Raw genomic sequence first — 15786 nt, 5'->3', positions numbered from 1 at the left:
CGCTTTTCTGGTTGTCTAGCTCCAAGCTGCCACCCTCGAGACATAAGCCAATCAGTCCATGGGAGGGAAGGCGCCTCCCACGGCCTGCTCGTCTTGTGCTTGTCAGGTCTCTGCCTTTCGATCCAATGTGGTGTCTTATATAGAGTCGATTTATCATTATGCAAAAAATTGTAAGAGTGGAAAGGCACCGCTTTCCGCTTTTCACGCTTGTCTTAAGTGTTTTAGTCTGTTAAAGTAAAAAAATGAAAATACATAGTTATGTAGGAGGAAATGTATCGTGAAAATGATGGATGCGAATGAGATTATTTCTTTTATTCAAAACAGCACGAAGTCTACGCCCGTTAAGGTTTATATAAAAGGTGAACTTGAGGGTATTAATTTTGGTGAAAGCTCTAAAGTGTTTGTTACAGGGAACACAGGGGTTGTGTTTGGGGAATGGGCTGAAATTAATGAAGCTCTAAATGCGAATAAGGATAAGGTTGAGGATTATGTGGTCGAAAATGACCGTCGTAATTCGGCGATTCCTTTGCTTGATACGAAAAATATTAAAGCTAGAATTGAGCCGGGCGCTATTATTCGTGATCAGGTTGAAATTGGCGATAATGCTGTCATTATGATGGGGGCTTCTATTAATATTGGTGCGGTTATTGGCGAAGGCACTATGATCGATATGAATGTGGTGCTTGGCGGACGTGCAACTGTAGGGAAGAACTGCCACATTGGTGCAGGTTCTGTACTGGCTGGGGTTATTGAACCGCCTTCTGCAAAGCCGGTCGTTGTTGAAGATGATGTTGTTATTGGTGCGAATGCGGTTGTTCTTGAAGGAGTAACTGTTGGCAAAGGTGCTGTTGTAGCTGCGGGTGCTATCGTAATCGAAGATGTTCCTCCGTATACAGTTGTTGCCGGAACCCCTGCAAGAGTTATCAAGGAAATTGATGAAAAAACTAAATCAAAAACTGAAATTAAACAAGAGCTTCGCCAGCTGTAATTTGAACCTCTTAAAACTTCCCTGTCAACCTAGAATTGACAGGGATTATTTACATTAAAATAAAACGATCGGGGGAGAGTCATGGGATTACATCCTTTTGTTTCAATTAGGAGAGACCTTCATAAAATTCCAGAGCTGGGTTTTCAGGAATTTAAAACCCAGAAATATCTACTAAACTATCTTCAGTCGCTTCCAGGTGACCGTATGGAAATTGAAACTTGGAAAACAGGTATCTTAGTAAAAGTAAAAGGATCGAAGCCTAAAAAGACAATCGGGTACCGTACGGACATTGATGGTCTGCAGATAAAAGAGGAAACCGGTCTGGAGTTTGTATCGGAGCATGAAGGAAGAATGCATGCCTGTGGACATGATCTGCATATGAGTATTGCCCTAGGAGTTCTTACACACATCATCCATCATCCCATTCAGGATGATGTGCTGTTTATTTTCCAGCCAGCTGAAGAAGGCCCTGGCGGGGCAGAACCTATGCTTGCATCGGATGTCCTGAGAAAATGGATGCCCGATATGATCTTTGCCCTTCACATTGCCCCTGAGTATCCAGTGGGTACGATTGCCCTAAAAGAAGGACTTTTATTTGCGAATACTTCTGAATTATATATAGATTTAAAAGGGAAAGGCGGGCATGCCGCTTATCCGCATTTGAGTAATGATATGATTGTTGCTGCAAGTGCGCTGGTCGGCCAGCTTCAAACCATCATTTCCAGAAATGTAGACCCGCTGGATTCAGCTGTAATTACGCTCGGGATCATAAACGGCGGCACTGCCCAGAACATTATTGCTGAGAATGTTCATTTAGAAGGAACAATCCGGACTTTTTCAGAGGAAAATATGCAGAAGGTCAAACAGAGAATAGAAGATATTATAACGGGTATCGAAAAAAGCTATCAATGTACGATTTCATTAGACTATGGAGCCATGTATCACCAGGTATATAATAACGAAGAATTAGCACGGGAGTTTATGGACTTTGCTAGAAAGCAATCAGGTATTCACGTGCATGAATGCAAAGAAGCCATGACAGGTGAGGATTTTGGCTTTATGACCCGGGATATTCCGGGATTCATGTTCTGGCTTGGAGTGAATTCAGAGTTTGGACTTCACCATTCAAAACTGAATCCAAACGAAAATGCCATTGAAAAGGCCATCGAATTAGCCGTTCAGTATATTGAATTTAAAGGTAATAAATAAAAAAGTTGAGGGGAAGCCTCAACTTTTTTTGTTACATTTTATTTTTTCGTTCCAAAGCAGGCTGATCCATAGAAGGTGCTTCTAAGCCATTAGCTTCAAGAGTTTCTTTAATCAAAATCATCAGTTTTCTTTTCATTGCATTCCGTTCGCCGCTGACAGTTTTTCCTATGATTCTCAGGCTTCCCTGCGGCTGTCCAACGCCGGCGGCAAATATGCTTGGGCCGTCCACTATAGATGAGTTATCTGCTTTAAATGTATTAAAAGATTCTTGAATGAGCTCCTGGGCCAATTCCGGGTCGTGCGGATAATGAATACTAAAATCAATAATGGCTTTCATATCTGCCCTGGAGTGGTTGCTCAAGTTCGTAATTCCCCTGTTTGGAATATAGTGCAAAGTTCCATCAAATCCGCGAATATGAGTAGTGCGCAGCCCCACCTGCTCGACAATGCCAGAGAATGTAGCAATTGTTACATTATCCCCAACATCCACCTGTCTTTCCAGCAAAAGAAAAAAACCTGTGACAACATCGCTTACCAGCCCCTGTGCACCGAAACCGACAGCTAAACCGACCACTCCGGCACCTGCCAGTACGGCAGTAGCATGTATACCTAAAACCTGTAAGATCGTTACAATGAGAATGAAGATCAACACATATCCAATAATATTGCTTGTGAGGCTTTCTAACGTTTTTACTCTGGTGGCTGACACTTTCTTTTGTGACTGCAATGTACCAAAGCTTTTATGTATGAGTTTCTCAGCGATGGTCTTAGCTAAGTAAAAGATAATAATGATCGCCAAAATTTTTAATACACCAGCACCGAAGCTGATGAAGAGTGCACTATAATCGATTTGTCTTATGCCGTTCATAAATTCATTCCCCTCAAAAAAATTACGCATGGTGATTCAACCTTTCTTGCTTTTATACCTTTTAACGTACAACAAAGAAAAGAAAAAATACAGCATAAGGGCAGGGATGGAGCCATTATGTTTTGTAACAAGGAAGAGGAATGATAAACTTGTATAGTCTTAATAAATAGGCGATGTTTGAGCTCAATGTTTATTTTCTCGCTAAGTTGATTCGAGCGGAAGGTGCGAGACTCCTGCTCAGAAAAGCGAGTATTGTCCAGCTCCGGACTGACACCTTCGGTCATAAGCCAATCGCCATCAAAAGGCAAAAAGCGCCTTTCGCTGCGCTTGTCTTATGTCTGTCAGGTATCTGACTTTCTATATAATGGTTTTTTAAACGAGTTTGTTCATCACAATTCTCTAAAAAGAACTACCTTGAAAGTCACCGTCCTCTGCTTTTCTATTAAGGGAGACCCCCGCAGGCGTATCACGCCGAGGAGGCTACCGGACCGCCCGCGGAAAGCGAGTGCCTGTAGCGGAAATCAACAGACAAGTTTAACAAAAGCTAAGAAATAAAAAGCCAGGTAAATGGGAAGACTGATATTTGGCAGAAATAAATCACCACTTTGTAATAATTTCTGTTTAGAAATGATTCCAATTGACTCGCGGATTCTCATTACTCTATAATGAAAAATGTGATTAAAATTACAAATGAGAAATCAACAGCATTTTTCTCATATAACTTATTTTTGGAGGGATTACATATGCCAGAACGTATGGTAGGTAAACAAGCACCAAGATTTGAAATGGATGCTGTTTTAGCTAACAAGGAATTTGGAAAAGTCAGCTTAGAAGAAAACATGAAAAATGATAAATGGACCGTTCTATTTTTCTATCCAATGGACTTTACATTTGTCTGCCCGACTGAAATTACTGCAATGTCTGACCGTTACGATGAGTTTGAAGATCTAGACGCAGAAGTGATCGGTGTTTCTACTGATACTATCCACACTCACTTAGCATGGATCAATACTGACCGTAAAGAAAACGGCCTTGGAGATTTAAAATATCCTTTAGCGGCTGATACTAACCATATGGTTTCTCGTGAATACGGTGTTTTAATTGAAGAAGAAGGAGTAGCTCTTCGTGGTCTTTACATTATCAGCCCTGAGGGAGAATTAATGTATTCAGTTGTTAACCATAACAACATCGGCCGTGACGTAGATGAAACTCTTCGTGTATTGCAGGCTCTTCAAACAGGCGGACTTTGCCCGGCTAACTGGAGACCAGGCCAGGCTACATTATAAGTTTTAAACTTTTCTAAAAAAGCGGACAGGCCTAACATGCGGTTAGGCCTTTTCTTCTAAGGGTATTAACGTCGCAAGTGTTAATATCAATAACTAAATGGAGGTGCCACAATGAAGTTAAGACAACCAATGCCAGAATTAAATGGTGCAACAACATGGTTAAATGGCGAGCTAAGCCGGGAAGAATTAGTGGGAACTAAGCCAACTTTAATTCACTTCTGGTCCATCAGCTGTCATTTATGTAAAGAGGCTATGCCTCAGGTAAATCAATTCCGTGACGACTTCAAAGATAAACTGAACGTGGTTGCTGTTCATATGCCCAGATCAGAGGATGATCTAGATTTAGCGCAAATTGAAGCAGTTGCTAAAGAACATGGCATTACACAGCCTATATTCGTGGACAGTGAATTAAAGCTGAACGATTCATTCGAGAATCAGTACGTTCCTGCTTACTATGTATTTGATAAAGAAGGAAATCTGCGTCACTTCCAGGCGGGCGGCAGCGGAATGAAAATGCTTGAAAAACGCGTCAATCGTGTCTTAGATGAAATGGAAAAAGAAGCATAAAAGAAAGAACCTCTCAATACCATTTTGAGAGGTTCTTTTTTTTGTGGGCTATGTTAAAGTTCATTGTTGATTTTGGCACTATGTTGATTGGAGTGGAAGGCGCGAGACTCTTGCGCGAGAAATGGGTCAAGGGAGACCCCGTCAGGCGTAAACGTGAAAGGAGGCTCCTGGGCCGCCCGCGGAAAGCGAGTGCCTCTCGCTGCAACCAACAATCAAGTTTAACAGAGCTTTGTATAAAAATTAGCATATGAATATTTTTACTTAATTTTCAAACTTTTTTACAAAACGGGTGGAAAATCATTTCGAAACCCGATATATTTAGTAATACATTGTTCTTTGAAATTATATGTTTCAAGCCGTAATCATTTTTTTATGGTGAATAAGAAAGGGGGAAACTGTTTGGAAACCTTTAAAAGGCTAAAACAGTTTTATTGGCCGTATCGAAACTATTTTTTTATTTCTTTGGCATTTTTGCTTCTAGTTACAGGTATTACCGTTCTTTATCCAATCATCCTTCAGATTACGATTGATGATGTAGTGCTTAGGAGGAAGTATAGCTGGATTCCTATATTGGCTCTATCTTTCGTCAGTTTAATGGCCGTCAAGGGCTTTGCCACATACATAAATCAGTATCTAGGAGATCTTTTTGGAATCATCTCTGTTTACAAACTAAGAAATTCCCTCTATGAAAAACTTCAGTACCTTCCTTATCGATATTATGATAATGCCAAAACGGGAGATTTAATGTCCAGATTGACAGCGGACGTCGAAGGCTTTCGTTTTTTCCTTTCCTATGGATTTTCAGAGCTGCTCCGTTTTTTCCTTTTGATAGGAATAAGTCTTGGAGTTATGTTTTATTACTCCGCTTCTTTAACTCTCGTTACGATTTTAGCCTTGCCATTCCTGGCTATTGTTGTTTATAAATTTGATAGAGCCGTACATCCCGCTTTTAGGGGTATTCGAAAATCTTTTGGAAAATTAAATACAAATGTTCAAGAGAATATAAGCGGTATAAACACCGTAAAATCCTTGTCAAGAGAGGATTTCGAGATAGGTAAGTTTAATCGGTCTAATAATGATTATAAAGATCAGTATCTGTTCACTTCAGATATCTGGGCAAAATACTTTCCGTTAATGGAGTTTATAGGGAATCTTTCTGTTGTTCTCCTCCTTTCCTACGGAGGCTACCTGGTTATTGATGATTCGCTGAAGCTTGGCGAGTTAGTCGCTTTCTATAGTCTCGTATGGTACATCATCTGGCCAATTGTTAATCTGGGTTTTGTGATCAATATGTTTTCACAGGCGAAAGCTTCAGGAGAAAGGCTGCTGGAAGTCCTGGATGAAAAACAGGAGATAGCAGAGAGGAACCATCCAATTGTAAAATCCTCATTGCTTGGAGAAGTTGAGTTTCGAAATGTAACTCTTACTTATTCGGAAGATGATCAGCCTGCGCTGAAAAATATCAGCTTTCATGCCCGGCCTGGTAAAGTCATCGGGCTGATTGGGCCGACAGGAAGCGGGAAAACCTCCCTGACTCAATTAATAACCCGTTTCTATGAGCCTGAAGGCGGAGATATCTACATAGACGGCCATCTCATAACACAATATTCATTGGAAACTCTTCGGAGCAATATAGGATTTGTCCTTCAAGAATCGTTTTTATTCTCTTCTTCCATCAAAGCAGGCATTTCATATGGGAATCCCGATGCTACTATGGATCAGATCATAGATGCAGCCAAAAGGGCTCAGGCACATGAATTTATTATGGAGCTGCCCAATGGATACGATACGGTCCTGGGGGAGAGGGGAAATGGCTTATCAGGAGGGCAGAAGCAAAGGATTGCAATTGCCCGGGCCATTTGTATAAATCCCAGTATTTTGGTGCTTGATGATGCTACAAGTGCTGTAGACATGGAAACGGAGTTTCGGATACAGGATGCCTTAATTGAAGTAATGAAAGGCAGGACCACTTTTATCATCGCACATAGAATTTCCTCTTTGAAGCATGCGGATGAGATTTTAGTGCTTGATCATGGTGAAGTTGTTGAGAGAGGTACACATCATGAACTGCTGCAATCCGGAAGTTACTATCGTAGAATTTATGACATTCAATATAAAGACAGAGAAAAGGTATTGTTAGAGTCGAAGTAAAAGGGGGGAATATTGATGCAGACGAAACAGGTAAATAAAAAAGTGCTTGAAAGATTTCATTACTCGACTGAAGAAATTATTGAAAAACCGTTTAACTGGGGACAGATGCTGAGGCTTATGGCATATATGAAGCCTTACTCAAAGCGGTTGCTGCCGCTTGCATTGCTGATGGTCATTGCCACCACGGCAGTCAGGCTTGCTGTACCTGCCCTAATAGGGGTGTATACACTGGATAATGCCTTGAAAAATAAAGATACAGGACTGCTAATAACTTTAGTTGCAGTACTTACCGGTCTATATGTTTGTTCATATATTGCGAATATTTTTCGGATTAAGTGGATGAATGAGCTTGGGCAGAACATTATTTATGATTTGCGCAAAGCCCTGTTTACGCATGTCCAGACCCTTTCACACCGTTTCTTTGATCAAAGGTCTGCAGGATCGATTCTTGTCAGGATCATGAATGACATTAATTCTTTGCAGGAGCTATTCACTAATGGTGTCATTAATCTCCTGATGGATATCATTCTTTTGGCTGGCATACTGGTGATGTTATTTACACTGAGTCCTGAACTCACATTAGCTATCATGATTATTCTGCCGCTGATGTTCCTTATTTCTACCAGCCTGCGAAAAAACATCCGAAGAAGCTGGCAGGTGGTAAGGATCCGCCAATCAAAGCTGAATTCTCATCTTAATGAAAGTATACAGGGAATTCGAGTGACTCAGGCATTCACTCAAGAACCAGAAAATATGGCATTCTTTAATGAAGTGAACAAGGAAAACTATGAGAGCTGGAAGCAGGCATCAAAGAAAAACGCTATGTTCCGGCCGCTTGTAGAGATGACTAATGCCGCTGGTACCGTGATTCTTATCTGGTATGGAGCGAGCTTAATACAAAATGGAGCTATTTCTATAGGTGTTTTTGTCTCATTTGCTTTCTATCTTGGAATGTTTTGGGAGCCTATTTCACGGCTGGGCCAGGTTTATAATCAATTATTAATAGGCATGGCTTCCTCAGAACGAATATTTGAATTTCTGGATGAGAAGCCTCTTGTATCAGAAAAAATGAATGCCGTTCAATTAAACTCTATGCATGGAGAGATTGTTTTTGAAGATGTGGAATTTGCATACGAAAAAAATAGAAAAGCACTCAATCATATTTCATTAAAAATGCCAGCAGGCAGTACGGTTGCACTTGTCGGCCACACTGGCTCTGGTAAATCGACGATTGCTAATCTGGTCAGCCGTTTTTATGACCCTACACAAGGTTCTGTTAAGATTGATGGGCTTGATGTAAGAGAGGTCAGTCTTTCCAGTCTCCGAAAACATATTAGCATCGTCTTGCAGGATACTTTCATCTTTTCAGGTACAATCATGGAAAATATCAGATTTGGACGGCCGGATGCCTCTGATGAGGAAGTACTCTTCGCCGCCAAAGCCGTAGGAGCCGATGAATTTATCGGAAAACTGCCAAACGGCTACGAAACCGAAGTTCAGGAACGAGGAAATATTCTCTCAGTTGGAGAGAGACAGCTTTTATCATTTGCTCGGGCCTTGCTGGCTGATCCAAAAATCCTTATTCTAGACGAAGCTACCGCGAGTATTGATACAGAAACAGAAATGAAAATTCAGGAGGCATTAAAAACATTGCTGCATGGACGTACCTCTATCATTATTGCACATAGGCTCTCTACTATCAGGGATGCTGATAAGATATTTGTACTGAAGGCAGGCAGTGTTTTAGAAGAAGGCAGCCACGAAGAATTAATGGACCAAAAAGGGGAGTACTATAGCCTTGTAAAAGCACAATTTAATATGCTGGATGCTGGATAGCTCAAGCAGCCGCCTCTTACATATAGAGGCGGTTTTTGATTTTCTTTTGCAGAAATAATAATGAGGATAAGCTATATTATTTTACTATTAAAACGCATGAGATCCATAAAAGAACGTATTTTTGTCATCTATCATCTATTCACCATCGCGGCGGAGAGAAATAAATAGCTAATAAGCCTTTTCTTTGTGTAAAATAAAAGTGAATGAGTGTAAAACTGGCGTGCTGATAAACACAAAACTATCAGATTTTGTATGTATTTGGGGGATTAATCGTGAAAAAAGAATATGCAGTTATAGGATTAGGCCGGTTCGGCGGGAGCATCTGCAGGGAGCTGGTCGAGCAGGGGATCAATGTACTGGCAATAGACAGTGATGAAGAAAGGGTTAACGAATTTGCAAATATAGCTTCACATGCAGTCGTGGGCGATACTACAGATGAAACGGTACTTAAAAGTTTGGGAATACGCAACTTCGATCACGTAATTGTAGCTATTGGAGAAAATATTCAGGCCAGTATACTCACAACCTTAATTTTAAATGAACTGGGTGTAAGCAATATTACAGTGAAAGCACAGAATGATTATCATGAAAAAGTGCTTAAGAAAATTGGAGCTGACCGTATTGTTCATCCGGAACGCGACATGGGGAAGAGGATCGCCCATCACCTAGTGCACAATAATGTGCTCGACTATCTGGCTGTCTCTGATGAACACTCCATTGTGGAAATCAGGGCAGGCAAGAGACTGGCAGGAAATTCAATCATTGGTCTCAATGTAAGGGCGCGGTTCGGGCTTAATATTGTAGCCATTAAAAGAGATAAAGATATAATTGTTTCACCTAGTGCTGAAGAAACTATACTGGATGAAGATATCCTGATTGTAATAGGCGCTGATAAAGATGTTAATAAGTTTGAAAAACAAATGGTTGAATAAAAGCGGAGAACGGTCCGGAACGAAGTGGAGGAGCCTTCCGACAAGCTCAAGACGAGCAGTCCATGAGAGGCGCTCTTTCCTCTCATGGACTGATTGGCTTAAGACTCAAGGAAGGCAGTTCGCAGCTGGATAACAAGAAAAGCGGAGAACGGTGCTTTAAACAATTTTATTTAAACATCATTCTACTTGAAAAGCAGACACCTGAAAGGCATTAAGAAAAGCGGTACCTGCCTAAGATTTGTCTTTCTTATGGTTCTCCGTCAAATGTTGGGGTGATGACTTGAGTAGTCACCCCTATCCAATGTGAACCCCAATTCCTTTATACTGATGTGTTAATAAAATTTTAGCCCTAAAACGGTCGAAACTTCTAAAACCAAAGGCATTCCGTTTCAGCACCTTAGTTGAATTATTTATACCTTCTAAAAACCCATTGGAATAGGGATAAATAAAGCTGTTCAAGATTTCAGTCTGCCAATTTTGCAAGGTTTTTATCGCCTTATTCATTTCAGGAATTTCTGATCTTCTTACCAGTTCATAAAATTCGTGTAATTCCTCTTTTACTTCTCCCATTTGGTGGGTCCCTTTTTCCTTGGCATGTGAAAACCAAGCCTGATAAGCTTCTTTTAATTCATAGGCTCTTCTGAGCTCTTTAGACATCTCCAAATAACGCTGTAAATGCCATCGTTCCTCTTCGTTAAGCTTTGTACTAGATTTATGGAATACGTGCTTCATCCGTTTACATTTCTTACGATCATAATCGTGAAATGACTGCTGGCACCGTCTTCTTACTCCATCAAGTGCCCAATGGATATATCGGCAGAAGTGAAAACGGTCGGCAATGATAACCGGACGTCCTAGCGCGGACTGGACAGCTGCCTTGAAGGATTGGCTCATATCCATGACGACCATCTGTACCGGCTGCCATGTTTTTGCAGATAGTGCTTAATCGTCTTTTTATAACGATTAGGAAGAATGTCAATCGGTTTTCGAGTAACCGTGTCCGCAATGATCAGCTGATACTTTCCTTCCCTTGTGTCCCCTTTATATTCATCTATTGCAATGACCGAAGGTAAGTGTTCTACAGTTCGGATTTCGCTGCGAGCCACTTGATCAAATCGGCGAACAATCTTAGTGGCCGAAACACCATAGTTTTCGCCAGTTTCCTTAAAAGTCTTACCTTTTACAGCTCGAATCATTATAGCCTGGTTCCACTCAATTGAAGTACGCTGGTAGCGCTGAACAATCGGATTCTTTTCGGAAAACCTTTTCCCGCAGCTACATGCATATCGTCTACGTTTGTAATAGATTTGAGTCTGCCTCTCGAACCATTTTAAGTGATGGATCTTTTGAATACGGTAGTCGTGGACACGGCTTGTTCTATTTTGACAACGAGGACACCGGTGTGCCTTCCGTTCCACCTCTATGTAAATCCGGATAACTCCTCCTACATCTTCAAATCTAGTAGGGATAACCCCTTTTAAACCTGGAATATTCATGGTAAAATTCATATGCACGCAACTTCATTCCTTTACTTGTTTCTCGACAATTCAAGTATAAAAGAAATGGAAGTTTGCGTGTTTTTTTATGCCCGGAAATTTTCCCTCGACCCCAACAAATATTATAGAGCCTTTCTTATTTAATAAAAAAACTGTCTCCTGCGATTAAGGAGACAGTTTTTTTTATCTTTACGCCTATTACACTTCCATGATTATTGGAAGAATCATTGGGCGGCGCTTTGTTTTTTCATATAGGAAAGGAGATAGAGTATCTGTAATCTCATTTTTTATTTCAGACCATTGAGTGGTTTTCCGTTCCATCACTTTGTTCAAATGCTTAGAAATTAGAGCTTGAGCATCGTTAATAAGATCCCCTGATTCACGCATATAAACAAAACCGCGAGAAATCAAATCTGGTCCTGCTGAAATTTTGAAATCCTTCATATTAATGCTTACAACAACTACTACTAGGCCTTCTTCTGAAAGAATACGGCGGTCACGAAGCACGATATTGCCAATATCCCCAATTCCGCTTCCGTCAATATAAACATTTCCGGAAGGAATTTTACCGGCCACAGCCGCTTTGTCTTCGCTTAGAGCTAAAACTTCACCATTATCCATAATGAAACAATTTTCTTCCGGCACACCGCAGTCAACGGCGTGATTTACATGCATTTTCTGCATTCTATACTCACCATGGATCGGCATAAAGAACTTAGGCTTGATTAAACGAAGCATCAGCTTCTGTTCTTCCTGGCTGCCGTGTCCAGAAGTATGAATGTCGCTCAGAGGACCATGAATGACTTCTGCGCCTGCCCTTGAGAGCATATTAATCGTTCTCGATACACTGATATTGTTTCCGGGTATTGGTGAAGAAGAAAATACAACAGTATCTCCAGGAATAATCTGAATCTGGCGATGTGTTCCGCCGGCAATTCTAGAAAGAGCAGCCATTGGCTCTCCCTGGCTTCCCGTACAAAGGATGGTCACCTTATTTGCCGGCAGCCTGTTTATAGATTGAGCATCAATGAACGTATCTTTAGGGCAGACAATATAACCGAGATCCTGGCCTATATCAATTGCTGCCTCCATACTGCGCCCGAAAACTGCAACCTTACGGCCATGTTCAACAGCAGCTTCTATCACCTGCTGAAGGCGGTGGATATTTGATGCAAAAGTAGCAAAAATGACCCGTCCATCGACTTTTCGGAACACATCCTGGATACTTTCACCGACACGGCGTTCAGACATTGTGAAATTAGGAACTTCACTGTTAGTGCTGTCTGAAAGCAGGCAGAGAACGCCTTCTTTTCCGATTTCAGCCATTTTTGTTAAGTTAGCCGGCTCACCTACTGGTGTGAAGTCAAATTTGAAATCCCCAGTGTGGACAATCTGGCCGTTTGGAGTCTTAACCACAACTCCGTACGAATCCGGAATACTGTGTGTAGTACGGAAAAATGTTACGGAAGTTTTACGGAATTTAATAATATCATCTTCCTGAAACTCAATCAGCTTGGTTTGACGCAGCAAGCCGTGTTCTTCAAGTTTATTCCGAATCAGTCCCAGAGCAAGCTTACCGCCGTAAATAGGAATGTTAACCTGCTTAAGAAGGTAAGGAATACCGCCAATATGGTCTTCATGTCCGTGCGTTACAAATAACCCTTTAATTTTATCTTCATTTTTAACAATATACGTATAGTCAGGGATTACATAATCAATTCCAAGAAGCTCATCTTCAGGGAATTTAATGCCTGCATCGATTAAAATAATTTCGTCCTGAAATTGAACGGCATAAGTATTTTTTCCAATTTCGCCTAAACCCCCGAGGGCGAAAACAGCTGTCTGGTCATTTTTAACAAATTTCATAAATCATCATAGCTCCAATACATTAAAATCTTCGTTTTGTTTTTCATATTCAAGATAATTTCCGCTTACCTTTTCAACATATTCAATATTATACTTGCGCTCAGATACTTTTTTGATAACTTCCCGTGCGGACTCGCCTTCTACATATATCGTTTTAGTCATTTCACGGACTGGAACCTCACTGGCAGTCTCTTGGTAGTACACTTTGAAAATCATTTTTCTATCTCTCCTAACAACCTTATTTTAATATATATAATTAAATATTATTTGCTCTATCAACGTATTTTTATATTCTGCCCAGGATTTATGAAAAAAAAGCTCTGTTCACAGATTATCTTTCATTTTCCTTTATGTATATAGATTATATAAAAAAAAAGGGAATTTTTCATGTTTTACAACAATTTAGTCACTAAAAGAATTATTTCCCAGCCTATTTTTAGTATACTTAGAGTACTTTACAATAAGGAAAGAGCCCTTCGCAAGTTTTGAAGGGCTTTTTTTAAAAGTTTTATGCGATTGTTTTTTTTCTAAGTAAATCCTTCCATTGGTTAACTAGTTTTTTACGTAACTTTTTTAACATGGCGGATCACTCCTTACCTATTATTTTAACTGAAAATTCTATAAAGTAAATACATCTTTATGAGCAGTTTATGGCGTCCCGCATTGACTAGAATCACGTTCCATTCTTCTGCTAGTATTTTATGCAGAAACTGCTAAAAAAAATCTGGATGTTAATGGAAATGTAAAAAGAAGTGCTTATGAATTGACATTAATTTAATAGAATAGTTACATGTGAAGAAGGAAGAATGGAACACTAGCTAATAACAAAATCTTATGGGTGCAAAATAAAATAATCCATAAGTTCTCAGAGGACGTGTAAAAATGAAGAAAATCGTTTTTTTTGATATTGACGGCACTATACTTGATCATGAAAAGAAAATTCCCGACAGTACTAGAGAAGCTATTAAAACCCTTCAGCAAAATGGTGTTTACGTAGCAATTGCCACAGGAAGGGCACCATTCATGTTTGACTATATCCGGGAAGAACTTGATATCGAAACGTTTGTAAGCTTTAACGGCCAATATGTAGTGTTTGAAAATGAGGTTGTTTATAAAAATCCGCTTCATACAGCGGAATTAGAACGACTGCATCAATCAGCCGAAAAAGCAGGACACTCCTTAGTGTTCATGAACGAAAAAACAATGAAAGCCTCGGTTAAACACAGCAGTTTTATTGAAGAAAGCCTGGGCACTCTTAATTTTCCCCATCCGGAAAAAGACACAGAGTTCTACACTAACAGAGAAATATATCAGACCCTTCTTTTCTGTGAGCCTAAAGATGAAATGTTCTATCACCAGAACCACTCCTTCTTTCGTTACATCCGCTGGCACGAGCTGGCCGTCGACGTTCTCCCAAAAGGAGCCTCAAAAGCTGAAGGAATCAAATCCTTAATGGATCGAATAGGTTTTAAACTAGAAGACGTTTATGCATTTGGAGACGGTCTGAATGACATTGAAATGCTTGGAACGGTCGGACACGGAGTAGCCATGGGAAATGCTATAAACGAAGTAAAAAAACACGCTGCTTACGTTACAAGCGATGTAAGTGAGGATGGAATCTTCCAGGGACTGAAAAAATTAAAGTTAATATAAAAAGTGAGCTGCTCATTTGGGCAGCTCACTTTTTATATGAATGGCTAAAGTTTATTGTTGATTTTGGCCCTATGTTGATCTTCGCTGCAGGCGCGGGACTTCTGAGCAGAAAAACGGGTCAAGGGAGACCCCAAAGGCGTAAGCGTGAGAGGAGGCTCCCGGGCCGCCCGCAAAAAAGCGAGTGCCATTCTCAGCAACCAACAGGCAAGTTTTACAGGCTTAAAAAGCCTCAAATAAATGACAGCTTTTTCTAAACCATTATCTTTCTATCGGTACACCATCAATTGGACCGTATGGATTCGATTCGTTTATGTGGTCATAAAACATGACTCCGTTTAGATGATCTATTTCATGCTGAAAACATATAGCTGGAAGTCCTTTTAACCGCAATTTAACCTGTTCACCCTCTAATGTAGTGCCTTCTACTGTTACACGGGCATATCTCGGCACATAGCCAGGAACTTCACGGTCAACGGATAAACATCCTTCACCCGCTGTGAGATAGCTTTTCTCTACAGAATGACTTACGATTTTTGGATTAAACAGAGCATAGCTGATCAATCCTCCACGGTCATCGGGAACCTGGACAGCTATCATTCTTTTTGGAACATTAATTTGAGGTGCAGCAAGGCCGATTCCGGGACGGAGGCTGTACATCGCGGCAATCTCCGGGTTCTGGCTGTTTTGGATATATTCCATCATGCTCTTTAATGTAGCCTGATCTTCTTCAGATGCAGGAAGAGGGACGGGCTCAGCCACTTTCCTTAAAGTTGGGTGTCCTTCTCTTATTATATCTTTCATTGTAATCATTCCATTACCCCCATGCTAGACGAAAATATGTACCAATAAGTGTAGCAAATAATTATATAAAAGTTAATCATAATTAAGTATGTAAAACAGTTCAATAATTAAAGTCCAGGGAAAGCTCATCCCT

Annotated in this window: 12 protein-coding genes and 1 pseudogene; 8 read left to right on the top strand and 5 right to left on the bottom strand. The window is 40.4% G+C overall.

Translation table 11 applies throughout. The features are described from left to right. Positions 1-277 precede the first annotated feature (277 nt). Positions 278-988, top strand: coding sequence for a 2,3,4,5-tetrahydropyridine-2,6-dicarboxylate N-acetyltransferase (dapD, locus tag JOC77_RS08990; protein ID WP_204542035.1), 711 nt, complete (start codon positions 278-280; stop codon positions 986-988). Between the two features lie 81 nt (positions 989-1069). Further along, positions 1070-2197, top strand: a complete 1128-nt coding sequence (locus tag JOC77_RS08985) for an N-acetyldiaminopimelate deacetylase (RefSeq protein WP_204542032.1) — start codon at positions 1070-1072, stop codon at positions 2195-2197. Between the two features lie 31 nt (positions 2198-2228). Here the strand turns inward: JOC77_RS08985 and JOC77_RS08980 are convergent, their stop codons facing one another. Then, positions 2229-3065, bottom strand: coding sequence for a mechanosensitive ion channel family protein (locus JOC77_RS08980; RefSeq protein WP_204542030.1), 837 nt, complete (start codon positions 3063-3065; stop codon positions 2229-2231). 743 nt (positions 3066-3808) lie between these two features. Here JOC77_RS08980 and JOC77_RS08975 point away from each other — a divergent pair. The 5 genes from JOC77_RS08975 to JOC77_RS08955 all read left to right on the top strand — a co-directional run bounded on the left by JOC77_RS08975 (position 3809) and on the right by JOC77_RS08955 (position 9837). Beyond that, on the top strand, positions 3809-4351 hold the full coding sequence (locus JOC77_RS08975; RefSeq protein WP_204542027.1) for a peroxiredoxin: 543 nt from the start codon (positions 3809-3811) through the stop codon (positions 4349-4351). 111 nt (positions 4352-4462) lie between these two features. Continuing rightward, complete coding sequence (locus tag JOC77_RS08970; protein ID WP_204542025.1) at positions 4463-4918, top strand: TlpA family protein disulfide reductase; 456 nt, start codon at positions 4463-4465, stop codon at positions 4916-4918. A gap of 399 nt (positions 4919-5317) precedes the next feature. Next, positions 5318-7069, top strand: coding sequence for an ABC transporter ATP-binding protein (locus tag JOC77_RS08965; protein ID WP_204542022.1), 1752 nt, complete (start codon positions 5318-5320; stop codon positions 7067-7069). Positions 7070-7084: 15 nt separating this feature from the next. After that, entirely contained in the window at positions 7085-8905 is a 1821-nt protein-coding gene (locus JOC77_RS08960; RefSeq protein ID WP_204542019.1) for an ABC transporter ATP-binding protein, read from the top strand. Between the two features lie 272 nt (positions 8906-9177). After that, a complete protein-coding gene (locus tag JOC77_RS08955) occupies positions 9178-9837 on the top strand; it encodes an NAD-binding protein (RefSeq protein ID WP_204542016.1) in 660 nt (219 codons plus the stop codon). A gap of 294 nt (positions 9838-10131) precedes the next feature. Here the strand turns inward: JOC77_RS08955 and JOC77_RS08950 are convergent. From JOC77_RS08950 to JOC77_RS08940, 3 genes and pseudogenes are all read right to left on the bottom strand, one after another. Next, positions 10132-11345 (bottom strand): annotated as a pseudogene (locus JOC77_RS08950) (ISL3 family transposase). A gap of 186 nt (positions 11346-11531) precedes the next feature. Next, the gene (rnjA, locus tag JOC77_RS08945) at positions 11532-13199 is read right to left on the bottom strand and encodes a ribonuclease J1 (protein WP_204542013.1); all 1668 of its coding nucleotides are present in this window, start codon (positions 13197-13199) and stop codon (positions 11532-11534) included. Between the two features lie 6 nt (positions 13200-13205). Continuing rightward, entirely contained in the window at positions 13206-13415 is a 210-nt protein-coding gene (locus tag JOC77_RS08940) for a DNA-dependent RNA polymerase subunit epsilon (protein WP_204542010.1), read from the bottom strand. A gap of 666 nt (positions 13416-14081) precedes the next feature. On the opposite strand from JOC77_RS08940, the gene JOC77_RS08935 reads away from it, so the two are divergent. Beyond that, positions 14082-14852, top strand: coding sequence for a Cof-type HAD-IIB family hydrolase (locus JOC77_RS08935; protein ID WP_204541994.1), 771 nt, complete (start codon positions 14082-14084; stop codon positions 14850-14852). A 258-nt stretch (positions 14853-15110) separates the two neighbouring features. Here the strand turns inward: JOC77_RS08935 and def are convergent, their stop codons facing one another. After that, complete coding sequence (gene def, locus JOC77_RS08930) at positions 15111-15662, bottom strand: peptide deformylase (protein WP_204541992.1); 552 nt, start codon at positions 15660-15662, stop codon at positions 15111-15113. Positions 15663-15786: the final 124 nt, after the last annotated feature.

This window comes from Peribacillus deserti (genome assembly GCF_016909175.1).
GTDB classification, from domain to species: Bacteria; Bacillota; Bacilli; order Bacillales; family DSM-1321; genus Paraperibacillus; species Paraperibacillus deserti.
Note: the sequence above shows the minus strand (reverse complement) of the source record. Positions and strands in the feature narration are given on the sequence as shown.

Excerpts from the sequence above, each read along its gene's own strand:
- JOC77_RS08985 (WP_204542032.1), top strand. The coding sequence starts at position 1,070 with ATGGGATTACATCCTTTTGTTTCAATTAGGAGAGACCTTCATAAAATT.
- JOC77_RS08980 (WP_204542030.1), bottom strand. The coding sequence starts at position 3,065 with ATGAACGGCATAAGACAAATCGATTATAGTGCACTCTTCATCAGCTTC.
- JOC77_RS08975 (WP_204542027.1), top strand. The coding sequence starts at position 3,809 with ATGCCAGAACGTATGGTAGGTAAACAAGCACCAAGATTTGAAATGGAT.
- JOC77_RS08970 (WP_204542025.1), top strand. The coding sequence starts at position 4,463 with ATGAAGTTAAGACAACCAATGCCAGAATTAAATGGTGCAACAACATGG.
- JOC77_RS08960 (WP_204542019.1), top strand. The coding sequence starts at position 7,085 with ATGCAGACGAAACAGGTAAATAAAAAAGTGCTTGAAAGATTTCATTAC.
- rnjA (WP_204542013.1), bottom strand. The coding sequence starts at position 13,199 with ATGAAATTTGTTAAAAATGACCAGACAGCTGTTTTCGCCCTCGGGGGT.
- JOC77_RS08940 (WP_204542010.1), bottom strand. The coding sequence starts at position 13,415 with ATGATTTTCAAAGTGTACTACCAAGAGACTGCCAGTGAGGTTCCAGTC.
- JOC77_RS08935 (WP_204541994.1), top strand. The coding sequence starts at position 14,082 with ATGAAGAAAATCGTTTTTTTTGATATTGACGGCACTATACTTGATCAT.
- def (WP_204541992.1), bottom strand. The coding sequence starts at position 15,662 with ATGATTACAATGAAAGATATAATAAGAGAAGGACACCCAACTTTAAGG.